The organism is Acinetobacter lwoffii (assembly GCF_024129595.1).
Classification (GTDB): Bacteria; Pseudomonadota; Gammaproteobacteria; order Pseudomonadales; family Moraxellaceae; genus Acinetobacter; species Acinetobacter lwoffii_O.
The window spans coordinates 1-25,405 of sequence record NZ_JAMXXS010000025.1; the positions used below are offsets into that span (position 1 = coordinate 1).

24 protein-coding genes, 1 rRNA gene and 1 riboswitch are annotated in these 25,405 nt (G+C 42.8%); of the genes, 11 read left to right on the forward strand and 14 right to left on the reverse strand.

Translation table 11 applies throughout. The annotated features are described in order from the left end of the window. Positions 1 to 83, forward strand: a 5S ribosomal RNA gene (gene rrf / locus NI466_RS11515); the annotation flags it as partial. A gap of 471 nt (positions 84 to 554) precedes the next feature. On the opposite strand, the gene NI466_RS11520 is transcribed toward rrf, so the two are convergent. The 6 genes from NI466_RS11520 to NI466_RS11545 all read right to left on the reverse strand — a co-directional run bounded on the left by NI466_RS11520 (position 555) and on the right by NI466_RS11545 (position 6,467). Further along, positions 555 to 1,136 (reverse strand): lytic transglycosylase domain-containing protein, encoded by a 582-nt coding sequence (locus NI466_RS11520; RefSeq protein WP_253148626.1) that lies wholly within the window; start codon positions 1,134 to 1,136, stop codon positions 555 to 557. A gap of 124 nt (positions 1,137 to 1,260) precedes the next feature. Continuing rightward, entirely contained in the window at positions 1,261 to 1,752 is a 492-nt protein-coding gene (locus tag NI466_RS11525; protein ID WP_253148628.1) for a GNAT family N-acetyltransferase, read from the reverse strand. A gap of 113 nt (positions 1,753 to 1,865) precedes the next feature. Further along, complete coding sequence (locus tag NI466_RS11530; RefSeq protein ID WP_253173673.1) at positions 1,866 to 3,065, reverse strand: acyl-CoA dehydrogenase family protein; 1,200 nt, start codon at positions 3,063 to 3,065, stop codon at positions 1,866 to 1,868. A 23-nt stretch (positions 3,066 to 3,088) separates the two neighbouring features. Continuing rightward, entirely contained in the window at positions 3,089 to 4,375 is a 1,287-nt protein-coding gene (locus NI466_RS11535; RefSeq protein ID WP_253173675.1) for an acyl-CoA dehydrogenase family protein, read from the reverse strand. Between the two features lie 246 nt (positions 4,376 to 4,621). Then, on the reverse strand, positions 4,622 to 5,998 hold the full coding sequence (locus tag NI466_RS11540; protein WP_219309264.1) for an ABC1 kinase family protein: 1,377 nt from the start codon (positions 5,996 to 5,998) through the stop codon (positions 4,622 to 4,624). Between the two features lie 160 nt (positions 5,999 to 6,158). Further along, positions 6,159 to 6,467, reverse strand: a complete 309-nt coding sequence (locus tag NI466_RS11545; RefSeq protein ID WP_085064442.1) for a hypothetical protein — start codon at positions 6,465 to 6,467, stop codon at positions 6,159 to 6,161. Between the two features lie 200 nt (positions 6,468 to 6,667). Here NI466_RS11545 and NI466_RS11550 point away from each other — a divergent pair, with 200 nt between their 5' ends. The 6 genes from NI466_RS11550 (at position 6,668) to NI466_RS11575 (ending at position 12,780) form a co-directional block, all read left to right on the forward strand. Then, on the forward strand, positions 6,668 to 7,054 hold the full coding sequence (locus tag NI466_RS11550; protein ID WP_253173642.1) for a lysozyme inhibitor LprI family protein: 387 nt from the start codon (positions 6,668 to 6,670) through the stop codon (positions 7,052 to 7,054). A gap of 204 nt (positions 7,055 to 7,258) precedes the next feature. Further along, the gene (prmB, locus tag NI466_RS11555) at positions 7,259 to 8,269 is read left to right on the forward strand and encodes a 50S ribosomal protein L3 N(5)-glutamine methyltransferase (RefSeq protein ID WP_253173643.1); all 1,011 of its coding nucleotides are present in this window, start codon (positions 7,259 to 7,261) and stop codon (positions 8,267 to 8,269) included. Between the two features lie 13 nt (positions 8,270 to 8,282). Continuing rightward, positions 8,283 to 9,377, forward strand: a complete 1,095-nt coding sequence (gene aroC, locus NI466_RS11560; RefSeq protein ID WP_253173645.1) for a chorismate synthase — start codon at positions 8,283 to 8,285, stop codon at positions 9,375 to 9,377. A gap of 67 nt (positions 9,378 to 9,444) precedes the next feature. Continuing rightward, positions 9,445 to 9,966 carry a GNAT family N-acetyltransferase gene (locus NI466_RS11565; protein ID WP_354268454.1) on the forward strand — a complete coding sequence of 174 codons (522 nt, stop codon included), beginning with the start codon at positions 9,445 to 9,447 and terminating at the stop codon, positions 9,964 to 9,966. 125 nt (positions 9,967 to 10,091) lie between these two features. Further along, positions 10,092 to 11,000 carry an AEC family transporter gene (locus tag NI466_RS11570; RefSeq protein ID WP_253173649.1) on the forward strand — a complete coding sequence of 303 codons (909 nt, stop codon included), beginning with the start codon at positions 10,092 to 10,094 and terminating at the stop codon, positions 10,998 to 11,000. A 312-nt stretch (positions 11,001 to 11,312) separates the two neighbouring features. After that, a riboswitch (glycine riboswitch) is annotated at positions 11,313 to 11,400 on the forward strand. Positions 11,401 to 11,535: 135 nt separating this feature from the next. Next, on the forward strand, positions 11,536 to 12,780 hold the full coding sequence (locus NI466_RS11575; protein ID WP_253173650.1) for a D-amino acid dehydrogenase: 1,245 nt from the start codon (positions 11,536 to 11,538) through the stop codon (positions 12,778 to 12,780). Between the two features lie 82 nt (positions 12,781 to 12,862). Here NI466_RS11575 and NI466_RS11580 read toward each other — a convergent pair whose 3' ends face one another. After that, a complete protein-coding gene (locus NI466_RS11580; RefSeq protein WP_004647098.1) occupies positions 12,863 to 13,516 on the reverse strand; it encodes an A1S_1983 family putative colistin resistance protein in 654 nt (217 codons plus the stop codon). Positions 13,517 to 13,616: 100 nt separating this feature from the next. On the opposite strand from NI466_RS11580, the gene ispF reads away from it, so the two are divergent. Further along, positions 13,617 to 14,105 carry a 2-C-methyl-D-erythritol 2,4-cyclodiphosphate synthase gene (ispF, locus tag NI466_RS11585; RefSeq protein ID WP_004280465.1) on the forward strand — a complete coding sequence of 163 codons (489 nt, stop codon included), beginning with the start codon at positions 13,617 to 13,619 and terminating at the stop codon, positions 14,103 to 14,105. 2 nt (positions 14,106 to 14,107) lie between these two features. On the opposite strand, the gene NI466_RS11590 is transcribed toward ispF, so the two are convergent. The 3 genes from NI466_RS11590 to NI466_RS11600 all read right to left on the reverse strand — a co-directional run bounded on the left by NI466_RS11590 (position 14,108) and on the right by NI466_RS11600 (position 16,806). Continuing rightward, entirely contained in the window at positions 14,108 to 14,632 is a 525-nt protein-coding gene (locus NI466_RS11590; RefSeq protein ID WP_005246137.1) for a protein tyrosine phosphatase family protein, read from the reverse strand. A 64-nt stretch (positions 14,633 to 14,696) separates the two neighbouring features. Beyond that, the gene (locus tag NI466_RS11595; protein WP_253173651.1) at positions 14,697 to 15,788 is read right to left on the reverse strand and encodes a 3-deoxy-7-phosphoheptulonate synthase; all 1,092 of its coding nucleotides are present in this window, start codon (positions 15,786 to 15,788) and stop codon (positions 14,697 to 14,699) included. Between the two features lie 127 nt (positions 15,789 to 15,915). After that, on the reverse strand, positions 15,916 to 16,806 hold the full coding sequence (locus NI466_RS11600) for a sulfite exporter TauE/SafE family protein (RefSeq protein WP_253114489.1): 891 nt from the start codon (positions 16,804 to 16,806) through the stop codon (positions 15,916 to 15,918). Between the two features lie 387 nt (positions 16,807 to 17,193). Between NI466_RS11600 and lpxB the strand changes: the two genes are divergently transcribed. Further along, on the forward strand, positions 17,194 to 18,366 hold the full coding sequence (gene lpxB, locus NI466_RS11605; protein ID WP_253173652.1) for a lipid-A-disaccharide synthase: 1,173 nt from the start codon (positions 17,194 to 17,196) through the stop codon (positions 18,364 to 18,366). 2 nt (positions 18,367 to 18,368) lie between these two features. Here the strand turns inward: lpxB and NI466_RS11610 are convergent, their stop codons facing one another. After that, the gene (locus tag NI466_RS11610) at positions 18,369 to 19,319 is read right to left on the reverse strand and encodes an AraC family transcriptional regulator (RefSeq protein WP_253173654.1); all 951 of its coding nucleotides are present in this window, start codon (positions 19,317 to 19,319) and stop codon (positions 18,369 to 18,371) included. Positions 19,320 to 19,507: 188 nt separating this feature from the next. Between NI466_RS11610 and NI466_RS11615 the strand changes: the two genes are divergently transcribed. After that, a complete protein-coding gene (locus NI466_RS11615; RefSeq protein WP_253173655.1) occupies positions 19,508 to 20,722 on the forward strand; it encodes an alkane 1-monooxygenase in 1,215 nt (404 codons plus the stop codon). A 54-nt stretch (positions 20,723 to 20,776) separates the two neighbouring features. Here the strand turns inward: NI466_RS11615 and NI466_RS11620 are convergent, their stop codons facing one another. Then, positions 20,777 to 22,564, reverse strand: coding sequence for an acyl-CoA dehydrogenase (locus NI466_RS11620; RefSeq protein ID WP_253173656.1), 1,788 nt, complete (start codon positions 22,562 to 22,564; stop codon positions 20,777 to 20,779). A 114-nt stretch (positions 22,565 to 22,678) separates the two neighbouring features. Between NI466_RS11620 and NI466_RS11625 the strand changes: the two genes are divergently transcribed. Next, entirely contained in the window at positions 22,679 to 23,659 is a 981-nt protein-coding gene (locus NI466_RS11625) for a GlxA family transcriptional regulator (protein ID WP_253173657.1), read from the forward strand. A gap of 6 nt (positions 23,660 to 23,665) precedes the next feature. Here the strand turns inward: NI466_RS11625 and NI466_RS11630 are convergent, their stop codons facing one another. Continuing rightward, the gene (locus NI466_RS11630; RefSeq protein ID WP_253173658.1) at positions 23,666 to 24,868 is read right to left on the reverse strand and encodes an MFS transporter; all 1,203 of its coding nucleotides are present in this window, start codon (positions 24,866 to 24,868) and stop codon (positions 23,666 to 23,668) included. After that, positions 24,865 to 25,308, reverse strand: a complete 444-nt coding sequence (locus NI466_RS11635; RefSeq protein ID WP_253173660.1) for a MarR family winged helix-turn-helix transcriptional regulator — start codon at positions 25,306 to 25,308, stop codon at positions 24,865 to 24,867. Before NI466_RS11635 ends, NI466_RS11630 begins: the two co-directional genes overlap by 4 nt. Positions 25,309 to 25,405 lie beyond the last annotated feature (97 nt).

The following is a 25,405-nucleotide window of genomic DNA, read 5'->3' on the forward strand; positions in this document are numbered from 1 at the left end:
TCCCTTCCCGAACTCAGAAGTGAAACCTCTTAGCGCTGATGGTAGTGTGGGGTTACCCATGTGAGAGTAAGTCATCGCCAGCTCATTATTCCTAAACACCCCCGACCATAAGGCCGGGGGTGTTTTTTTTATGCGTGGGATTTTAGAAATAAGTCTTTTATTTCTGATTCTGATTTCTATATGCATTCACTTCCTATCGAGCTCCACGAACTTATTAATTTAAGTGTATAGAAGTATTTATCTGAAATCTTATTAAAGTCTTCTTAGAAGGATGATTCACGTTAATATGACTAGTGTTATCCGATCGATATAGTTTGATCTAAAAGATTTTACAGTCCTATCTTATAAATCTTAAAAAATAAAAAACCAGCGATTCGCTGGTTTTTTATGGCAGGGTATTTTTACCGAACACGCATATCACAACTGTAGTTAATATTTTCTAAATATGTTTTCATAGCAGAAATTTCAATAGGTATTATTTAATAACTACTAATTATCAAAGCTTTACATAAAATAGCCTAAGCATTATTAATTTAATTAGCTTAAATCAGTAATTATAGAGAGTCTTTCAGCATTTTTTTATGCTGTTTTACTTGTTTGGCATAACGTTTACCTTGTTTACGCATTTTACGATTATTTTCATAACCCGATGGACCTACATTATAATAGGCAAGCGCTTTCTTCCAGTCACCGGATGATTGATTATATTTAGAAAGAATATATGTACCACATTGGATATTACTGCTTTCATTGTATAAATCACCTGGACAAGTTTGTTGCCAATATCTCGGAATCACTTGCATCAAGCCTACCGCACCTGCTGGCGAAGTTGCTTGGCTACGATAAGTAGATTCCTGACGAATCACAGCCGCCACTAGAAGTGGATCTACACCCTGATTTTGTGCATGTTGAACAATTAAAGGTGAAACACGATTAGCTGTACTGGATGGGGTGGAATAAGCAGTTTGAATGCCTTTAGACAGCTTAGCTGCGCGTTTTTCTACCGAGCCTCCGCCCAAGGATGAGCAACCCGCAAAAAGAAAAGTGCTTAATAAAATAGAGGAAAATTTAAAAGAATGAGAATTAAATAGTGAACGTTTAGATTTAATTGGATTTAATAGATGAGAAAAAAACAAACTGTGAATTCCATGCCTGAATAAACGTATTTTGATGTTAGGCAGCCTATATACAAGAGTCAAGCTTGCTGCTGATGAAAGCACTTTATTACTATACAAATTTTATCTATCTAGTAAAAAACCTCTAAGTTGAAAGGGTTTTTAGCATCCAGATTTCACAGGCATCACTATGTCCGGTATTGCCTTCAGGATGATCAAGATGCTGAAAACCTAATTTTTCATAGAGTTTCACCGCTTGCCAAAGCACTTTAGTTGTTTCTAGATAGACTGACTTAATCTGATGAGCCTGTGCAAATTCAAAGGATAATTCTAAAATTTTCTTGGCAAAACCTTGCTGACGGATCTCAGGTAAAAAATACATTTTCTGAATTTCTAAAATATTTGCATCGCCTTTTAAGGGCGCAATTCCACCACCACCGTAAATTTTATTTTGTTGATCCACAATAACCCAGTAAGCTGATTTCGGTTGTTGATAAACTTGATATAGCTCATCTAGAATAGAATCGCCTACTGCGAAACCAGATTCTGCTGCCAGCCCAAAATCTTGGGAAACACGACGAATAATGCTTGCAATTTGAGCATTATCTTCAGGCTGAATAGGACGAATAGAGTACATATTGGACTGATTTTATTTTGAAAAAACGATGAATTTTTATAACCTTAAATCCTTAAAAAAGCCATCGTTTATTCAATTTAGATAAGTTTAATTCGCTATTTAATGAGCAATCATTATTTTAATTCGCTCGATGATTTTCCTAATTCCCGACGGGCAATAATCAGTTGCTGAATTTGCTGGGTGCCTTCAAAAATATCCAGAATCTTGGAATCACGCGCCCATTTTTCCAAAAGTTCAGTTTCGTTATAACCAATGGCTGCTGCCAGTTCGACACATTTTAAGGTAATTTCATTACCGATCCGACCGGCCTTGGCTTTGGCAATAGATGCTTCACGTGAATTTGGTTTGCGATTATCGGCCATCCAGGCGGCTTTCAGCATCAGCAAGCGTGCTGCTTCCCATTCAGCTTCCATACGATAGATTTGTGCTGCGATATTAGAGCTTTGTAAATACGGTGTGGCATAAGTGGAGTCCAGTTGATCCTTAAAAATCTCCTTGATGCGTTCCAGCGAGGCTTTCGCACAACCAATCGCCATGGCTGCAACCAGCGGGCGAGTATTATCAAAGGTTTCCATCACGCCAGCAAAGCCTTTAGCAACATCGATTTCTGCATGACCGAGCAAGTTTGCTGCAGGTACTCGACAGTTGATAAAGCTAATCGTGGCAGTATCGGATGATTTAATCCCTAATTTATGTTCCAGTCGTTCAACCTTCATTCCTGGAGTATCTTTGGTCACCACAAATGATTTAATGGCTGATCGTCCCAGTTTTTTATCCAAAGTTGCCCAAACGACTACTGCATCAGCACGCTCTCCGGATGTTACAAAAATTTTCTCGCCATTCAGAATATAGTTATTACCGTCTTTGGTCGCAGTGGTACGAATCGCAGCGGAATCTGAACCACAACCTGGCTCGGTAATCGCCATGGCTGCCCAAGTTCCATGAAAACGGTGCAATTGCTCATCATTGGCAACAGCTGCAATGGCTGAATTTCCTAATCCTTGGCGTGGCATCGAGAGTAATAAGCCAGTATCGCCATAACACATTTCAATAATACTCAGGGCCGTAGACATATTAATGCCATTTTTATTGCTGCTGTCTGCATCGCCACGTTTATTGACTGCTGCACCAGCATTCATGCCTTCACTACCTTGGTTCATACCATCCACGACTGAAGCGAGCATGTCTAGCTCTATCGGATAAGCATGTTCAGCCTTGTCATATTTACGTGAAATCGGACGCAAAACATTGAGGGCAACTTCATGTGCTTGATCAATCAAAAGCTTGAATTTTTTTGGAGTTTGTAGATTCATCATTGTTCTTCTTTATGTTCTAATCAGGCATGCAAGCCAGAATGGAGAATGGCAGTGGCTCTCAGGTCTCTATACCAGCGTTCTACCGGATGTTCTTTGGTAAAACCATGACCACCCAAAATCTGTACACCATCGGTGCCTATTTTCATGGATTTTTCTGCACAGAGTAGGCGTGCCAGATAAGCTTCACGATGAAAAGCTTGACCAGATTCAGCCAGACTCGCGGCATTCAGGATCAGCATTTGCATTGCGTCAATTTCAATGGCCATATCGGCAATCATAAAGGCGACACTCTGACGATGGGAAATCGGTTCACCAAAAGCGATACGTTCATTGGCATATTGCACACAGTATTTTTTGACTGCTTCACAGGTGCCCACCGCCATCGCACACCACATTAAATTACCCAGATCAATAAAAGCCGTATAATCAAAATCCACATCTCCCAGACGATATGCCGGAGTATTTTCAAATTTGAGCGTAACGGTTTCAGTAGCTTTTAATCCCATAGCCGGCGATTTTTTCGCAGTGACGGTACTGTCGCGTTGTACCACAAAGACCTCAGCTCTGCCATCTAGATCAGCACTGACCAGATAGAGATCGGCACTTTCTCCCAAGAGCACCAAGGTCTTTTGACCCCGAATCAGATAATGTCCCTGATGTGCAACAGCTTTAGTTTTAAGTTGCTCCGGGTTAAACGCTGCTGTTTCTTCCTGCACTGCAAAGGTGGCCTTTAACTCAGGATTCTCTGCGAAAGCGCCCAGATATTCTGACTGAATCTGCTCTGAGCCCCAGCGGGTAATAGCATTAATGACACTAAAAGTCGAAAGTAAGCCAGCCGTCAGACTGAAATCACCCTGAGCCAAATGTTGAGCGATTAAAATATTGCTAACTATATTCTGTTCCGATGCAACGCCCCCCAATGCTTCAGGCAGGGCATAGAAATTTAAACCTAAATCAGTGCTGTATTGCCAGAGTTCATGGGGAAATAATTCATGCTGATCTGCATCATGTGCCAATGGATATAGCACCTCTTGGGCAAATTGCTGCATGGCATTACAGGTCATTTGCTGTTCTTGAGTCAGATTCAGATCAAATAAGGATTTAGACTGATGCGGCAGACGCTGTTTTTGAATCTTCTGGCCAGATTTGAGAATTTTCTGAGTTTGACTCAGGGTTTTGAATCCTGCTTTTGAACTTTGATAAAGCGATTTTTCAACAAATTTACGTAGTTTTAATTGATCTAATACTTCGCTACCCGCGATTTTGGTCAGTATGGCCAAGCCAAATCCTTGGGCTTTATTCACCATATTATTCATTCTGATTATCCTAAAGGTGTTGTCACGTTATTTTTTTAATACTGACATGCACTCAGAGATAAAACTATGTCATCCCTGACATGAATGATTGACAATTTTTAGGTTTTTGGGATTGAAGAAAGGGATGAATAAATCAATGAAAATTAAAAGAAAGATAAAAATACAAAAAATCCATTATGGATAAAAATTGACCCGAATGACAAAATCATCCGGGTTTTTTTTGATGCAGGTTTTATTTTAAGAGAGATGATGTTTAATCATGGCACGCACATTGGTTTTGGCATCAATCACGGTCATAAAGGTGTAAGCACCAATAAATTTACGGCTAATAAACATAAATTCCTTTGGTGGAACACTGAAATAACGTGAAGCCATAGATCTCGACGCCTGTTGCATCACACGGCTATGCAGCTGGCTTTTTTTCCAGTCATAACGGTTATGTTCATCCATGATGCCGGCTGGCAATTCTTGATTATTTAGCGGTGAACTAAACGCTTCTGTGGCCAGTAAAAAGACTTTGGCCATATCTGGTTTGATGCTTTGCGGAATCGAATCAAAAAACTCATAACCAGTCATCGCCTTGACCATCATATCCGAGTCATGATGATAGCCTGCCTGAATCAGGTTACGCGCAACACTGAGCAGATGTTGGTCAAACTGGCGGATCGCGCCAAAGTCGAGCAGAATGATCTTGTCGTGCACATCTGCGCCATTGCCCAGACGAACCAGATAGTTACCAAAGTTCGGATCGGTTTGCATCTCGCCCCATTCGAAGATTTCACGCACTGCAATTTCCAGAGAGGCTTCACCTAACTGGTTGCGGCGTTCTTGGGGTAGGGACAACATCACCGGGCTATTGATCGGCACACCACGTTCAAAGGTCATGCACAGCACACGATCAGAGCAATATTCATTAATAATCGTTGGTACGATATAGCGCGGATCATCTTTTAAACGTGCAGCAAAACGACGTGTGGTATCTGCTTCAATCTGATAATTTACTTCACGATGCATCATTTCACGGACTTCATCGAACCATTGGTCGAATTCGCGGGTCTGTGGCACGATACGGGTCAATTTCAGCATGTTTTTAAACAGGCTCATATCCGAATCAATGGCTTCTGCCACACCCGGATATTGAATTTTTAACACTAATTCCATACCATCAGATTTTCGGGTAGCACGATGTACCTGTGCCAAAGAAGCTGTGCCCAAAGGTTCATGATCAATGGTGAGATCGTCGAGCTTAGAACCGAGTTGTTGCTGTAACTGGGTCTTGATGGCTGGCCATGCCAATGCTACCGTCTGATTGTTCAGGGTATTTAGAGCCTGAGTGACTTCTTCTGGCAGAAAATGCTCACCGTACAGCGCCATCATCTGGCCAATTTTAACGATAGACCCTTTCAGCTTGCCAATTTCTGCTACCAGATAATCGGCCTGTTCTTTCATGGCTTTTTTACGTTTCTTTTCTTTTTCTTCTTCGCTTGAGAATATGGAGCTTGCACTAGAAGCTGCCCAACGCGTGCCTGCCAGCAAGGATGCCTTTGCGATCGATAAGCGTCGATCCATAGAGGAGGTTTTCAGTTGTTTAAGCTTATCGTTCTGATCTGACATGTAAACTCGATCCTTTCATCATCAGCATGAAGCAGAATAAATCATTGTAAGGGATAGTAGCGTTTCTGCACGTATTAAAAAAGTTTAAGCCGCTGAATTCATAGTAAAAGCTAGGCAAGCTTTCATTTATTCACCAACTTGTATCAGTTTAGACAGGGCATTATGCCATTTGAAATTGGATTTTTAATTCAGATCGTTGTTGTAACTGTTGTTTATTTGTTTGAATATGTTGATGAATCAGGCGCTGTACGCTGTCATGCATAAAGCCCAAAGCATAGCCTTTTACAATCACAATACTAGGCAAGCCAAAAAACAGATATTTGGCATCTTCCAGTGTCGCATCGGTAAATACGCCATGCTGCATTAAGGTCGACTGCAAAAATACCTTTTCTTGCTGCACCTGACTGGAGGCTTGATCATTCCAGTAATTCTGGCGCATCGCCATAAGATTATTGTGCTTATAGCTCATAGATCTGGGCTCATTTGAAGATTGAATGCGGATTATATGTGGGTCACGTGCCAATTTTCAATTGTGCAACTGTTTAATCTTTCAGTCCGAGAAATGCATAGGATTTTTGTCCGGACTGCGTTAATATCAGTGGATAATTTAAACAATATTGATTGTTAAACATTTATTGGGATTGTACCGGTTTCGGTCAAGGGGAAGTTATGCGTCTTGCATGGTTTTTAGTTGCAATTTTTGCGGGTACTGCGGTTCAGACACAAGCTGCCGTTGGGTATTCCAAGGAATATACACAGTGCATGAATTTTAGTTATGGTAATACACCCAAAGCGGAAAAATGCCTGGAAAAAGAGCTGAAAGTTCACAATAAACGCCTGAAGAAAAACTATAAAACTTATTTAAAATTGAATCCGAACCAGACCGCCGCCATTCGCAGTCAGCATGTATTGTGGGAGCGTAAACTGGCCCAGCAATGTAATTTTAGAATGTCAGGAAAATATGCCAAGCAGCAGCAAGGTCAATGTATGCTGGCTTTGATTATGGATCAGGCCAATCTTTATCAATCCCGCTCTTATGCGTCCGGGTTCCGATAAATCATCATAGTATTAGCCTCGGCATTTAACAGAAACATCTCTGAATAAAGTCAAAATTTATAATCATAATCGCTCACAAAAACAAGAATTTTATAATTTTTGTGGGCATAGAGAATTCGTGTTTTTCATGCTTTTAGCATTATAAAAGCAGGCAAAACAAGGTATCATAAGGCGTTTAAAAAAATGACCTTGGAGACGCCTTAAGTGGATCGACCGACTATTAGCCCTGAACATATGCAGGAAGCCGCTGAAAATTTAACCACCATTCGTGATTTTATTCGTTTTGGTGTGACAGCATTACGTCAATACGATGCACATTTGGGCCAAGGCACAGAAGATTATTTTGCTGAAAGTTCAGCGCTAGTGCTGCAAACCCTGTCACTAGAATGGAAAGCGGACGCTGAAATTTTAGATGCTAAATTATTGCCAAGTGAAAAAGCCGAATTTTTAAGTCTGCTGGAACGCCGTATTAATGAAAAAGTACCGACTTCATATTTATTGAACCTGGCTTACTTTGATGGCAAACCTTACTACGTTGATGAACGCGTGCTGATTCCACGTTCACCGATTGCTGAACTGATTCAAAACCGTTTCGCCCCGTATTGCCTGGGTGAACATGGTCAAATGGGTGAAGCGGTTAATAACTTGCCGGAAAATCCGAATCCAAAAACACCACAACGCATTCTAGATATGTGTACCGGTTCAGGCTGTATCGCGATTGCCTTGGCTTATGCATTCCCTGAAGCTGAAGTAGATGCCACCGATATTTCGAAAGAAGCACTGGAAGTTGCGCAAATCAATACTGAGCATCATGACAAGCAATATCAGATCGCATTGCTTGAATCGGATTTGTTTGAAAAAATTCCAGCCGAAAATCAATACGATTTAATCGTATCTAATCCGCCGTATGTCGATGCGGAAGATATGGCTGATTTGCCTGAAGAATTCCATCATGAGCCTGAACTTGCGCTTGCTGCAGGTCAGGATGGTCTGGATCTAGTACGTAAAATGCTGGCTCAAGCTGCAGATTATCTGACTGAGAATGGCCTGATCGTGATCGAAGTGGGTAACTCAGAATGGGCAATGCGCCAAAACTTCAATTCGGTTGATTTCTACTGGTTACAATTCAAGAAAGGTGGCACTGGTATCTTTGCATTAACTGCAGAGCAATGCCGTACCTACCGTGATTTATTCATTCAGTCTATTCAAGCATAAGGAGTCGTTTGACATGGCAGGTAATAGTATAGGGCAACTGTTCCGTATAACGACTTGTGGTGAATCTCACGGTGTTGGCTTGATGGCCATCATCGATGGGGTTCCACCCGGCATTGAGCTGACTGAAGCTGATTTGCAAAAAGATCTGGACCGCCGTAAGCCGGGTACATCGAAATTTGCAACCCAGCGTAAAGAACCCGATGAAGTAGAAATTATTTCCGGTGTGTTTGAGGGTAAAACGACTGGTACTTCAATTGGTTTGTTAATTCGTAATACGGATCAAAAATCGAAAGACTACGGCAATATCGCGCAGACTTTCCGTCCGGGTCATGCCGACTATACCTATACCCAAAAGTATGGTTTCCGTGATTACCGCGGTGGTGGCCGTTCAAGTGCCCGTGAAACGGCAATGCGTGTCGCAGCGGGTGCAATTGCTAAGAAATTCCTTTTTGAGAAATTTGGTATTGAGATTCGTGGCCATGTGACTCAAATTGGTACTGAAAAAGCAGAGAAACTGGACTGGAATGAAGTTCCAAATAATCCGTTTTTCTGTGGCGATGTGGATGCAGTACCACGTTTTGAAGCGCTGGTGACGTCTTTGCGTGAGCAAGGCACCAGTTGTGGCGCTAAACTCGAGATCATTGCATCTAAAGTGCCAGTGGGTTGGGGCGAGCCAGTCTTTGATCGTCTGGATGCTGACATCGCGCATGCCATGATGTCGATTAATGCCGTTAAAGGTGTAGAAATCGGTGATGGTTTTGGCGTTGCTGAACAGTTTGGTCATGAAAGCCGTGATGAACTCACCACAGAAGGCTTCCTGGCCAATCATGCTGGCGGTATTCTAGGTGGTATTTCTAGCGGTCAGGACATTCGTGTCGCAATTGCCTTGAAGCCGACGGCATCTATCACCACGCCGGGTAAAACCATTAATATTGAGCGTGAAGATACGGACGTACTGACTAAAGGCCGTCATGATCCTTGTGTGGGTGTGCGTGCAACGCCGATTGCTGAAGCGATGCTGGCGATTGTTCTTATGGATCACTTCATGCGTCACCGTGCGCAAAATGCCGATGTAGTTGCGTCATTTGCACCGATTGAACCTAAATAATTTGCTTTAACTTTAAAGTGAAATTGTTTTAAAGTCAGACTCCGGTCTGACTTTTTTTATTTATAAAATGAATCACTATAAAAATATACGATTGGCAAACAAGGCTGATATTCAGCAACTTACCATACTGATGAATACAGCTTATCGTACTCTGGGTGGATGGACGACTGAAGCAGGAATGATCCAGGGTGATCGTATTCAAGAACAACAGTTATATGAATTGCTCAATTTAGAAAATTTTCAGCTCTCTGTGCTGGAAATTGAAAATAAGCTTCTTGGTTGTATTGGCGTGAGCCTAGGACAGCAGATAGCAGAGATTGGAAGCTTTGCTGTTGCACCTGCTGAGCAAAACTCGGGTTATGGCAAGCAATTATTGGACTTCGCCGAATCCCATATTTTCGAAATATTTAAGAAGAAAGTGATTCAGATGTCAGTATTAAATGTCCGTACTGAACTGCTGGCATATTATCAGCGCCGTGGCTATCAGCTGACTGAAAAGATTAAAGCATATCCACTGGATCAAAATGTCGGAGAGCCGTTGATTCCGTTACATTTGCTAATCTTAGGAAAAATCATCAGATCAACATGATTAGTTGATGAAAATTCATGCTTTTTACTACTTAAATTGAGTAGTGAGAAAGCTCCTGAATATGCTAAGTTTTCTGTTTGGTCTAAGCGACTTAAGATTAGGCAGGAAACAGACCAGGATGTCACATGCTGCATATTATTTTAACTTCTTTATTTCCCCTCATCGGACTGATCAGCTTTGGCTATCTGCTTAAGCGTAGGCAATGGTTGAGTGACGATTTTTGGCGCGGTGCAGAAAAGTTAAATTATTATGCGCTGTTTCCAGTGATGCTGTTTTTAAATCTGGCCACTGCCCAGATTCAAATGGCAGTCATTCAGGATGTGGTGCTGGTCGTATTTAGCATCATGGCTGTGGTCAGTATTGCGCTGTATATTTTGCGTCATATTTACCAGATCTCTTATGCGCGTTTCGGCGTGTATGTCCAAGGTTTACTACGCTTTAACACCTATATTGGCCTTGCTGCTGTCAGTGCCTTATTTCAGCAGCAGGGTATGACTATTTTCGCGGTGATCATGGTGCTGTGTATTCCTTTGGTGAATGTCTTATCGGTACTGGCATTTACCCGTAATCACGAAATGCAGCTGAAAAAAATCGTCCTGGATTTGTCTAAAAATCCATTAATTTTAGGCTGTATAGTGGGTGGTTTATTTAATCTTTCCGGTTTGTCACTCTGGACTGGAACAGAGCAGTTCCTTAAACAGATTGCACTGTGCAGTTTGCCGCTCGGTTTGATGTGTGTGGGAGCAGCCTTACAGTTTCAGGGTTTTCAGCGTGATGTATTGCCACTCAGCCTGATAACCTTTGGTCGCCTGTTCGGAATGCCGCTGATTGCATTTTTAGTGTGTAAAATTTTCCAGATTGATGCATTAACTACTCAGGTATTGGTCTTGTTCTTTGCACTTCCTACCGCCTCAGCTTCGTATGTCTTAACCCGGGTGTATGGTGGCGATAGTGAGTTAATGACTAGTATTATCAGTGTACAAACAGTGGTCGCAGCAGGAAGCTTAGTACTGATGCTTTCTTGGATTATCTAAAATTCTAGAATAAATGATAAAAGTCTAAATTTTGCTTTGGATGACATATACTTTGAATTATTAAAATAGCCTAAGCAAATGTTGAGTTCTATTTAAGCGCCAAAATTAAATAAGTTCTGGAATTTTATAAAGGATAGAACTTGCTCATTTTACTTAGGACAGCAAAATCTAAAAATTTGATATCTAGGCAATATCCTCCATCACCCATGTATGCTCTTAATTAAAAAGAATCACAGATAAATTCACGTGAATTAACATAAATAAAAACTGTGTTTTTCCTAAAAATGGTATATAAATTGCTCATGATAATAAAACATTATTGCAGGAGAGAAATGCTTCTGCATTCGCCGAAGGAGCAAGTTCCCAGGAAACTCTCAGGCAAAAGGACTGTGATAATGGATAAAAACTCTGGAGAGAAGTGTTCAATCACTCACCGAAGGGGAAGGTGGCCGCATTGATGTGCAATGTATCTACCGAAGCTCTCAGGTACACATGACAGATGGGAAAAGACATCAATATAATCAAGGAGGTGTCTATGCGTCATGTCGTGGTGATTGGGGCCGGTATTACCGGAGTAACCACAGCTTATGAGCTGGCACAATCAGGCTATCAAGTGACTGTGGTTGATCGGCATCTTTATCCGGCAATGGAAACATCCTTTGCCAATGGCGGCCAGCTTTCTGCCTGTAATGCCGAAGTATGGAACCAGAAAGCCACGGTACTCAAAGGCATCAAATGGATGTCACAAAAAACCGCACCACTTTTGCTCAATCCTTCTTTCAGTGTGCATAAATACAGCTGGCTCATGGAATTTCTGGGCAATATCAAACATTATGAAGCCAATACCCGAGAGACTGTACGGCTGGCTTTACTGGCAAGAGCACGCTTATTTGAAATTGCCGAAACAGAAAATATTGATTTCAATTTAGAAAAACGTGGAATTTTACATTTTTATCATAACAAGACAGATTATGATGTTGCGATCAAAGTCAATGATCTGTTGTGTAGCGGTGGTCTGGAGCGCAATGCCATTTCCAATGCAGAAATCAAGCAGATCGAACCTGCATTAACTGGCGATTATTATGCAGGATTTTACTGTCAGAGCGATGCCACCGGGGATATTCATAAATTTAGTACCGGTTTGGCCAAAGCCTGTATGCAAAAAGGCGTGAAATTTGAGTTTGGTCAAGATGTTTTTGTTGTTGATCATCAGGCTCAGAATATTCGGGTTAAATGCAAACCTAGTACTGAAAATGTCCATTCCTCTCCAGAGGATGTTCTGGAAATTAATGCAGATGCCATTGTGGTCTGTGCAGGGGTTGGCAGCTATCAATTGGCTGAAATACTTGGTGAACGAGTCAATGTCTATCCAGTCAAAGGCTACTCGATTACCGTGCAACTGAATGATGAGCAGAGCCAGAACAACGCACCTTGGGTCAGTCTGCTAGATGAAAGTGCGAAAATTGTCTTGTCACGCCTAGGCAAGGATCGTTTGCGTGTTGCAGGAACAGCCGAGTTTAATGGCTATAACCGGGATATTCGTGCTGACCGAATTCAACCTTTAATTGACTGGACCAATCGTAATTTTGACCTGTGTACTGAGCATGTTGTTCCGTGGGCAGGCTTACGCCCCATGATGCCAAATATGATGCCTGTGGTACGCCGTGGCAAACATGAGTGGGTCTTTTACAATACCGGACATGGTCATCTGGGCTGGACTTTATCAGCTGCAACGGCTGCGATGATTAGTCAGGAAATTGCGCAATACTATCCAGCTTAAATTGATAGCCCGCTTGCGGGCTATTTTTTACATCAAAGATATCATTTTATATAACAATAAATTTTAATATTTTTAAATTAAATCAATCATATAGTCGATAAATACCGGTAAAGCGTTCACAGCCTTTCTGCTGGCTACTGACCGCTAAAATGGCTTTACTATAGTTAAACTCATAGCGGCAGTCATTTTCATTATCGGTGATCTGGTTTTTTGTCTCAGGCGTGGTATAGGCTAAAAAAGGAACGGTCTGCTTCTCGGTCCGGTTATTTGGATTACGATATGCCAGGCCTTCAATCTTGATCCGGTCTTTGGTCAGTTGATGAATCTTGAGATGTACAGGCTGCTTGGCGATTTGTCCCTGTTCAAACTTAATATAATGCTGGGTCAGACTTTGATTCAGTGAAATATAGACATTTAAATCATCTAAACGCCATTCAAACTGCTGTTTAAAACAGTCCAGGGTTTTACATTGTTGTAAACGGCTCGCCCATAATTGTTGGCTATCTTGCAATAAGCGCACAGGTGCATCAGTAATCAGAAAAGCAGTAAAGTATTGGTCCGTGAGTTTTTCACGAGATTCAGCCAGCGATGCTGAGCAGACTTTATTCATGGCAGCCGTTTTTTGGCTGTCGTCGTTACAGTTCATTGTGATCGCCGAGCTACCTGTAGAAATCATCCCCAGACCGAGCATCAGGCTAATTATTTTCAACATATTTATATCAGTTTTCAGTAGCATGATCGCTTATACTTTCACTGTGTTACGCTTGGTCTAACTATAGCGAAATAGAAAGCAAGTGTACAAGATTTCAATGGGCTATTTCTAAAGGATGTATAAGGTGATCGCACAAATTCGTATTGGCCAGGGGCTGGATGTGCATGCATTTGAAGAAGGTGATTTTGTCACTCTGGCAGGCATTCAAATTCCGCATACTCACGGTCTGAAAGCACATTCGGATGGTGATGTAGTGCTGCATGCACTCTGTGATGCTTTGTTGGGTGCTTTGGCGCTGGGAGATATTGGCCAGCATTTCCCCGATACAGATCCTGAGTTTAAAGGTGCGGATAGCCGGGTACTACTCAAGCATGTTTATCAGCTAATTCTGGATCGTGGTTATCACCTGAATAATGCCGATATTACCGTGGCCTGTGAACGTCCAAAACTGGCTAAACACAATCTGGCGATGCGTCAAAGTATTGCAGATGTCTTGGATGTTGATGTGACTCAAATCAGTATCAAAGCCACCACCACTGAACAGTTAGGTTTTACCGGTCGTCAGGAAGGAATTATGTCCATGGCAACCGTGCTGTTGAGCCACAGTAAATAAAATCAGGCAAAATAATTTGGATTAATCAGGGAAAGTTCCAGTTCCTGCGTTGCTTTACGACCTTGTAGCTGTAGGGCAACCGCATGCATTAAACCGGTCCAGGTTTCATTTGGTTCCCAGATCTGATGCAAGTGTTCTTGTGCTGTAGGCATATCGATATCCATATAGTACTGACGATATAAGTACATCAGACAGCTGACATGGTAGTTTTGCGAACAATGTACCCAGACCATTTGCTCTTTTACCAGATGATCGATCAGGTCCAGTACCAGCAGGCATTGATTGTCTGAAGGGGTTTCCCAGGAAATCGGAACCTGAATATAGTTCAGTCCCAGCTCAAGGCAAATTTTATCTTCATGCGGCAGATACTGTTCGCTATCGGTCAACGCCACATTGATGACTGTAGATACACCGTATTCTTTCATCAGCTGTAATTGGGTAGTGGTCGGTTGACCGGAGCTAAACAGATGTTCGTGTATGAACTGAAAATTCTCAATCTGGCTTAATGCCGTTTCAATATCATTCATCAGATAAATTTTCCTTGTTCTAGAAATGCAAACGCCATCTTGGCGATGGCGTTGGTCAGATCATTTAACGATTAGGTAAAATGTCTTTCAATGCCTCATGCATGTCGAGTAAAACTTTTTCAGTCGTTTCCCAGTCGATACAGCCATCCGTAACGGATTGACCGTATTCCATATCATTCAGGTTCGCCGGAATGTCCTGACGACCACCCTTAAGATGACTTTCTACCATAATACCAACAATTGACTTGTTTCCATCAAGAATTTGTTCGGAAATGTTTTTAAGTACAAGTGGTTGCAGGTACGGGTCTTTGTTAGAGTTGGCGTGGCTGGCATCAATCATGATCTTGGTGCTGACTTTGGCCTTGGCTAGAGCAGCTTCCGCATCGGCCACTGAGCCTGCATCATAGTTCGGTTTACCATTACCACCACGCAACACCACGTGCGCATATGGGTTACCTGAAGTACGAATGACAGCCACCTGACCTTGATCATTTAGACCGAGGAAGCTATGGCCATGTCTTACCGATTGCATCGCATTGGTCGCGACAGTTAACCCGCCGTCAGTACCATTTTTAAAGCCAACCGGAGAAGAAAGGCCTGAAGACATTTCACGATGGGTCTGGCTTTCTGTGGTACGTGCACCAATCGCTGACCATGAAATCAGGTCTTGGTAATACTGTGGCGAGTTTGGATCAAGTGCTTCAGTTGCACATGGCAAGCCCATTTCATTCAGTTCAAGTAATAGCTTGCGACCGATACGCAGACCTTTTTCAATATTGAATGAATCATTCATGTCTGGGTCATTGATCAGACCTTTCCAACCTACGGTAGTACGTGGTTTTTCAAAATAAACCCGCATCACGATATATAAGCTGTCTTTAACTTTTTCGCTCAGCACTTTTAAGCGCTCAGCATATTCATGCGCCGCCTCTGGATCGTGAATAGAACAAGGGCCAATTACAACGAACAGGCGTTTGTCTTCACCATCCAGAATTTTACGAATCGTTTCACGACCATGCAGTACGGTTTGATAAGCAGTTTCAGTCAACGGTAACTCTGCTTTAAGCTCGGCAGGGGTTACAAGAGGAATCATGCTGTGGATATTCACGTCATCAATATCTGATGCTGAAATAGGATTTGACTGTTGTGTATTCATTGCCGTCACTGGTTCGATCATACAAAAGGTTGTTTAATAGCCCGAATATAACATGAATGATGCGTCACTTTGTTATAAAAAAGATGAATACTTCTTTGAAAAAAAAGTGATGAATCGGATAGTTAACTTAAACGGACGGGGAATTTTGGCTCATGATTATCATTGCTGTTTCAGCAGGTTGGGCCGGTTTTGATTTCACAGGATTAATCATGAAATTTACACCGAGGGCAAATAGGGTGATACCTAAAATTTTGCGGATCAGTTTTTCCGGCATACGTGAACTAAGCAAGGTCCCCACAATAATTGCCGGAATAGAACCCACCAATAACCACATGAGTAGCATGAAATCGACATTGCCTGAAGACATATGACCCAGCCCTGCAACCAGGGTCAGTAACACTGCATGCACAACATCTGAGCCAATGATACGAATCATCGGCAGATTCGGGAACATCACTACAAGTGCCATGATGCCAAATGCGCCGGCACCCACTGAAGAGAGCGTGACAAATATGCCCAAGATAATGCCCATGATGATAATGGCTACGCGCTTTTCCTTGGCTTGCAGCTTTACTTTTTCCAGATCTTGGGTCATATCCGGTAGTTCTTGTTTTCTGTATTTATTAAAAAGATTTTCGATCTGGCTACGAAACAGAATGGATAAGCCGGTAATGGTTAGCATAAAGCCCAATACCATGGTCAGGACGGCCTTGTAATGCGTTGATTGGCTCAGATAGTTATCAAGAACCCAATGTGTTGCAAAAGATGCGGGAATACTGCCAACGGCCAGCCAGATCACAATCGGCCAGACAATATTCATTTTCTTGGCATGCACAAACGAGCCACAGAATTTAGAAATCGCGGCATAGAGCAGGTCAGTACCAATCGCGATATGCGGTTCAATCCGGAATAAACTGATAAGAATTGGCGTCATTAATGAACCGCCACCGACACCGGTGACACCTACACAAAAACCTACCAGAACGCCTGCTAAAATAAATTCAATCGGACCAAACATGCATATATGCCAAAATCAAAAAACAAGCATATCTTATGACTTTTGGATATAAGTCGTTGTCTTGATTATTGATTTACTTATGCATAAAAAAGATAAAGCTAGGTGAAGAATATTAGGTGATCTTTCATATTTATTCGCTGGGTTATATATAAAGTGCGAATATAATGATTGATTTTAACTGCCCGATTTAACCCATTTCTGTCTAATTGAATGTACCTGTACATGTCGATTTAATTCTTTTTATGCAAGCTCCCTTATTGACTAAGTTATTCTAAACGGTGGGTTTCTTAAAATGAGAAGATACTTAAGCTTCTTCCGGAATAGCCATAGGATTATGTTAGAATCCCGATTCAATAAATTTCCATGCGGATCTGAGAGGAAACCCACTTGCTAAATCGAAAACTTAAAATTGGAATCGTGGTCGGTGAAGTTTCTGGAGATACGCTTGGCGCAAAATTGATTCGCCGTTTTCGTGAGCAAGGCATTGATGCTGAATTTGAAGGTATCGGTGGGCCACAAATGATCGCTGAAGGCTTTAAAAGCTATTATCCGATGGATATTTTATCGGTGATGGGCATTGTCGAAGTTTTAAAAGATATTAAAAAACTGTTTGCTGTGCGGGATGGTCTGGTGGAAACCTGGACTAAAGATCCGGTCGATATTTTTATCGGGATTGATGCGCCTGATTTTAACCTGCGTTTGTCAAAAACCATTAAACAAAAACAGTTACCGATTAAAACCGTGCAATACGTCAGTCCTTCGGTCTGGGCATGGCGTCAAGGCCGTATACATGGCATTAAAGCCAGTATTGATCTGGTGCTGTGCCTGTTTCCATTTGAAAAAGCGTTCTTTAAAAAATGGGATGTTCCTGCAGCTTTTGTCGGACATCCGCTCGCTAGCCAATTGCCGCTTGAAAATCCAATTCTGGAGGCTCAGACAGAATTAGGCCTAGACCCAGATCAGAAATATATTGCATTATTACCGGGAAGCCGCCGTGGCGAGATTGAGCGTTTGGGACCTTTGGTTCTGGATGCAGCTAATATTCTGCATCACAAATATCCGGATTATACCTTTCTGATTCCTGCGATTAATGATGCACGCAAGCAGCAAATCGAAAGTTTACTGGCCACTTATCCTGAGAGCTTAAAAACCCAAATTCGCTTGATGGAAAATACCAGCGCTGAATCCAAAATTGGCCGTCAGGTCATGAATGCGTCCAATATTATTGCACTGGCGTCTGGAACTGCAACGCTTGAAGCGATGTTGCTGCACCGTCCGATGGTGACTTTTTATAAATTGCACTGGCTGACCTATCGAATTGCCAAATTACTGGTAAAAATCCAATATTTTTCATTACCAAATATAATTGCTGGCAAAAAAGTGATTCAAGAACTCATCCAATCCGCTGCTACACCTGAAAATCTGGCAGCTGAAATTGAAAAACTGATGGATATTGAAGCAGCGCAGATTCAGGTTATGCAGCATATCACCATGCACAAGCAGCTACTTTCTGGCAATAGCGAAGATCCGGTCACAGCAGTATTGGCATTAGTCCAGTAATTTTAGTCTGGTAATAAAGACTGGTTCTTCTGACAATTCAGCCGGTATTGGGTCGGCGTCTGTTCAAACTGTTTTTTAAAACTTTGACTAAACGCCGTCTCGGATGAATAACCAACCAGATAAGCGATCTGCTGGATACCAAATCCACTATTTCTCAAATATTGCGCGGCGAGGCGCAGGCGGTGCTGTTGCAGATAGGCAAGGGGCGGCTCACCGACAATCTGGGTAAACAGTTGGGCGAATTTGGAACGTGACATATGACACTGTTCGGCCAGACTTTCCACAGTCCAGGATTGTTCAGGTTTGCCATGAATCGCCGCCAGTGCATTGGACAGTTCCAGATGCGAGAGAGCATTCAGCCAGCTCGAGGCATTTTCCAGATTTAAAATATAATCTCGTACGCATTCAATCAGTAAAATACTGACCAGATGATCCAGAATCTTGTCACGTCCCGGACGAAGTTGCTGGGTTTCCAGTGCAAGAAATTGCAAGCCGACCTGTAACCATTCTGGCGCCGTATCACCCAGAATGTGTTGAATATGCAAGTATTTAGGTAAGGCACTTAAAAGAGGTTTGGCCATCTGCATATCCAGACTAGAGCGGAGGATCAGCATAAAACTATGCTCCGCCGAATTTTCCCGATTGAGATCAACACATTGCTGTGCATTGCTCTGAAAATAAGGATTAATCGCATGGTGCTCAGAAAAATCGGCATTGTCTGGGCAGGAAACATGATGGGAGGAACCTGCGGGTAATAGCACCAGATCCCCTTGTTGCAGCTCCAGTCGATCACCATTCATGAACTTTAATTGCGCCTGTCCTTGTAACAGGATATAGGCCAGCATAAAGGGTTCATGTTGATAGTCAAAGCCGCCCGGATGAAATACATTCAGATAAAGATATTCCGATTTTTCCAGATGAATATCATCAAAAATTTTACTTAAAGCATCCATGCCTAACTCTATTCTTCTGTTTTATTTCATTTAATTGACTATAAATTTTTTAACTTTGTGATTTTAGGCCAGAATTTGGCAGCATGTGCCAAAGACGCTGACATAGCTTTTCTGGACGTTGAATACTGTTCGCTACTGCTGAAATAATCAACTATAAGTGCAGAGTAACATAAAAAAGGAAGGTCGCAATGAATGCCCCTGCACAAATCCAGAAAGCGCAGTTTACGCAGGAAGCGTCGGCACTAAAAGGTGTCAAGCTAGATAAAAAACGTTTTGGCTGGTTGCTCAGCCCAGGTCTGCCTGTGATCGGAATGGGAATTCTGGCCGGTTATCATTTTGGTCCTAAAGCCACTCAAAAAGTCTTTGCGATGGGCGGGCCTTTATTATTGCATGTGATTATTCCCACTTTAGACGCCCTGATTGGCGATGATGCCAATAATCCAAATGATGAGCAGATCAAGGCACTGATTAACGATCCTTATTATGACCGCATTGTAAAAGCATTTATTCCCTTACAAATGGCAGCCAATGCCTTTGCTGGCTATGTCGTAAGTCGCCCAAATGTGTCCTTGCTGGATCAAATACTGCTTGGAATTTGTATGGGTGCGATTAATGGTGTGGGCGTAAATACCGCACATGAACTCAGCCATCGTCCACAGAAAAAAGACCATTACTGGTCTCATGCCAGCCTGATGCCTTTGGGCTATAACCATTTCCGGATTGAACATCCTTATGGACATCATAAACGGGTAGCCACGCCTGAAGATCCGGCATCTTCAAAAATGGGTGAATCTTTTTACCGCTTCTGGCCACGTACCGTAATAGGTGGATTAAAATCTGCAATCCAGATTGAAAAAAGACGGCTCGAGCGTAAAGGACTGAAATTCTTTAGTCAGGAAAATGAGCTGTTTCATGGTTGGGCCATGAGTGCTGCTTATCATGCCTTGATGCTGAAGGCGTATGGCAAGAAAATTATTCCTTATACACTGACACAGGCATTTTATGGCGTCAGCCTGTTTGAGATTGTGAATTATATCGAGCACTACGGACTAAAACGCGGACAGAAAGCGGATGGTAGTTATGAGCGAACCTTGCCAGAACATAGCTGGAATAATAACAATATCGTGACCAATCTGTTTTTGTACCAATTACAGCGCCATTCTGACCATCATGCCTTTCCAAGCCGGCCATTTCAGGCGTTGCGGCATTTTGATGAAGCGCCAGAATTACCCAGCGGTTATGCAACCATGTTGATTCCAGCCTTGATTCCACCTTTATGGTACAAAATCATGGACCAGCGGGTGTATCAGCATTATCAGGGCGATTTAAGCAAGGCCAATATCTTGACCTCCAAGCGTGCCAAGCTGTTTAAAAAGTTTGGTGTAAAAGACTCTGCTGCTTAATAAATTACAGAATAAAAATGCGCCGATAAAGGCGCATTTTTTGATGAATTCTGCCTAGAACCAGTCGACTTGCATATTCAAGCAAGTATCATCCAGAGTCATCAGTAATTTGGCCTGATGTTCAATTTCAGGAAGTTCCCAGCGAATAAAATATTGAGCTGCCTGAATTTTCCCTGCCAGAAAAGTCTGATCTTCTGCCTGCGAAGATGTGCCAAACTTGAGTTGAGCCTGATTCGCCATTTCCAGCCATAGCCAGGCTAGGATGGTCTTACCCATCATATCCAGATACAGGCCTGAATTGGCCAAAGCTTCGCTGACTTTGCCTTGATGCAAGGCCTGGCCTAAAATCTGTGTAGTCTTTTGCACAGTGGCAAGATGCTGTTTATAGATCTTTGCGAGTTCCACTATCTTAGGTTCATGAATCTCTGACAAGGTCTTCTGGATGCGCTGCATGAGCAGATTGAGCCCTTTGCCATTATGCTGCCAGAGTTTACGTCCCAGCAGATCCAGAGATTGAATGCCGTAAGTTCCTTCATGAATCGGATTGAGCCGGTTATCACGGTAACATTGCTCCACCGGATATTCACGAGTATAACCCGCGCCGCCCAGGACCTGAATAGCCAGATCATTGGCTTTCGGACCATAGGCAGAAGGGAAAGATTTGACCACCGGGGTGATGAGATCAAGCAGAATTGCACTATCTTCATCTTGAGCTGCCTGAAGTTCATCAATTAATCGGGCTGCAAATAAGCAAAGTGCCAGCGAACCTTCTACATATGACTTTTGCGCCAGTAGCATGCGTTTGACATCGGTATGTTCAATGATATTAACTGGTTTCGAGTCAGGTGTTTTTTCATGAACTGGCCGGCCTTGCGGACGGTTTTTAGCATAATCCAGAGATTCCAGATAGCCACGATAACCAATCATGGCTGCGCCCAGACCGACACCCACACGTGCTTCATTCATCATCTTGAACATATATTTTAAGCCATGACCGGGTTCACCAATTAAATAGCCTAAGCAATTATCATTTTCTCCAAAGCTTAAAACTGTAGATGTAGTACCTCGATAGCCCATTTTGTGCAGTAAGCCAGCCAGCTGTACATCATTAGCTTCACCGAGTGAACCATCCTCGTTGGTTTTGAATTTTGGTACGATAAACAGGGAAATTCCTTTCACGCCTTGCGGCGCATCCTGAATCCGCGCCAAGACCAGATGCACAATATTTTCGCTAATGTCCTGATCGCCACCCGAAATAAACATTTTCTGGCCTTTAATTTTATAAATTCCATCTGCCTGAGGAATGGCTTTAGTGGTCAGATCGCCCAAAGAGGAACCTACATTCGGCTCTGTCATGGCCATGGTGCCAGCAAAGCGGCCACTCAACATATGCGGTAGGAATATTTGCTTTTGTTTTGGGGAGGCAAAAGCCTGTATCAGGTTCGCCGCAGCGGCCGTTAGAAAAGAATAAGCCACGGTGGACGGATTGGCCGACATGAAATACGCATTGCAGGCCATATTCACCAAAGTGGGCAGTTGCATGCCACCATCTGCATAATCATGCTGGGCGCAAAGCAGGCCGGCATCGGCAAACTGTTGCCAGGCTGTCTTCACTTCATCAATGGTTTTGACCTGTTTGCCATCAAAGTTCGGTTCTTGTTGATCAGCTTTGGCATTATGCGGCGCAAAATAATCAGTCGCGATACCTTTTGCCGTTTCCAGAATACTGTCGAAAGTATTTTTGTCATGATCCTGATAGCGTTGCAGTTTAGTCAGCGCTTCAAGTTTGAATACGTCATAAAGCTGGAAATGCAGATCTTTATCATTAATCAGTTGGGTCACGGTACTATCCTGAATGTGCAATTCTTAAGATAGCATTAAGACTAGCAGTTGCTTTTATTGAGGAGGATTGTCAATAATGACATGAATCGGGTGAAAAGTGACAATTAGTAAAGTATGCAACAGGTGGTGATTTTAGGCTTTCATGGGGCTCTGGCTTCGGCCATTACGGGTGTGGTCGATTTATTTACCATGGCTGGCGTAAGCTGGAACCGGATCCAGCAGCAGGACGTACAGCGCCTGTTTAAGGTGAGTATCGCCAGTCCGGAGGGACATCCGATTCGGTGTATCAATGGGCTGCAGTTGCAGGCACATTTTTCTTATCAAGAGATTCAAACTGCAGATATTCTGGTGGTACCGACCATCGCTGCACCGATTCAGGATGTATTGCAACAGAATCCAGAACTGATTCATTTTTTAAAATCTGCACATGCAGAGGCGACTTTAATTGCAGGAAACTGTACGGGGAATTTTTTTCTGGCAGAAGCAGGCATTTTAGATGACCGAGTTGCAACAACGCATTGGGGTTTTCAGGAAATGTTCCGTTCACGCTATCCTAAGGTGAAACTGAATGCCGATCTGATGATTAGCCGGGATCAGAATATCTATTGTGCGGGTGGAGGCCTGGCCTGGTTTGACCTGGGTTTGCATCTGATTGAGCGCTTGTATGGCTTTGAGGTGGCCATGCAATCGGCTAAATCTTTCGTAATTGATTACCGCCGTGATAGCCAGTTGTCTTATTCATTGCTGAATATTGGCCGGCCGCACCATGATGAACTGGTACAAAAAATCCAGAACTGGCTAGAGCAGCATTTTCATGAAGATTTTAGTTTGAACCAGCTGGCAGAGCAGTTTAATGTGACTGGCCGGACCCTGATTCGACGCTTTAAACAAGCCTTAGACATACCGCCCAATCAGTATCTACAAGCGATCCGGATTGAGGCTGCCCGTAAACGACTGGAAGAAACCGATCAAGCTGTGGATGTGATCATGCAAAATGTCGGCTATCAGGATCCAAGTTCATTCCGCCGTTTATTTCATAAAAAAACCGGTCTGACGCCGTTGGAATACCGGCGCCGGTTTAGCCGACGCTTTTAAAAGCGCTTAATGAGAAGGCTGTACTTTTCCCACTTTACGGCCATGCAGAAGGTAATACCAGGCCAGGCAGCTCAGGGTGAGCAGCGCCGAGAACAGATAAAGCTGGCGATAACCAATCTGGTCCAGCAGCATACCCAGGAAATACGGGCCAAAACCAAGACCGGCATCCAGGGCAATAAAGAAGGTTGAGGTTGCTAGACCCATACGCTGCAATGTTGTACTTTTCACCGCAATGGTTTGACACACCGACTGGATATTCCCAAAACCAAAACCGAGTAACGCTGCACTAGAGAGTAACATCACAGAGTTTTGTGCTTGGCTTAAAAGCAAAATCCCTAATGCCATAATCACAATGGCAGGATAGATAATGATATTTTCACCTTTACGGTCCATTAAAGGGCCAGTAAAAGGACGGGATAGTAGAATGGCAAAGGCATACATTAAGAAAAAGAATGATGCGGCTTCTACCAAATTGATTTCTTTGGCATAAAAGTGAATAAACGACAATATACCTGAATAACACGTTGCCACCAGCAGTACAATCAGTGCAATCGGTAGCGCATTCGGTTCAATATACTGAGCCAGTTTGCTGGTGCTTTGCTGAGTAGAGACTGCTGACGAATGACTTGCCTTAAGGCGTGGTGGCTGGATAAATAGCCCACAGATCAGGCAGCTGAGCGCAACAATACTGGTAAAGATGAAAATTACCTGATAATTAAAATTTGTCATCAGCCAGATTCCGACAAAGGGACCAATCGCTGTGCCAAGGGTGCTGCTCATGCTGAAATATCCAATTCCTTCACCACGCCGTGTGGCAGGAATGGTCTGTGCAATCACTGTACCCAGTACAGTAGAAGCCATACCCATCATAAAACCGTGTATCAGGCGGATACCCAATAAAACTTCCAGCTTGGCCGGAATCATATACAGTCCGGAAAAGAGCAGAAAGCCAGTCAGGCCAATGACAAGCGTATTTTTCAAACCCAGCCGATTCAGTAATTTTCCGATCAATAATCGTCCAAATAACGTACCCACAATAAACAGACCGGATACCAAACCGGCTTGCGCAGTCGACGCATCTAGCTCAGCAACCGAGTAGCCGACAATCACAATCACCAGCAAGTAGAACACCAGAACCAGCTGGAAATTTACCAGACTGATCAGGATAAAATTGGGCGTCCATAAAGGCGCTTCTTGTTCTTGGCTCATTGAGGTCTGTCCTGAGATGAGGGATATAACTGCTGAATGAGTTGCATCAAGGTATTTTTGCTGCCTTCAAGATCATCTGATGCAATGTGCTCAAGCAACTGATCTTCAAATGCATCGATCTGGGTGGAACACATCGCAAAGGTCTCAATTCCTTGCTCATTCAGCTTGAACAGCTTTTGACGCTTATCTTCAGTTTCGAGTTGGGCAATCAGATCGAGTTCAACCAGTTGCTGAATCCGCTTGGTAATACCCGGCTTGGATACATTGAGATAACTGGAAATATCTGCCAGCGTGCATTGCTGCTTTGACTGGATGACGTATAACACCTGCCATAAGGAATAATTCAATTGGGATGACAACAAGATCGTATTGATCTCATCGCTCATCAGTCGTGCGCAGCGTAATAGCAGCGTACGGAGTCGGGGAGATTCGGAAAACATATGGTTAGTTAACCTAGGTAACTAAATTTAGGCCTAATTTACGCCTGTTTTATTTAAAGCTCAAGAGAAGAGTCTTAAAAATTATTCAGAGCAATAT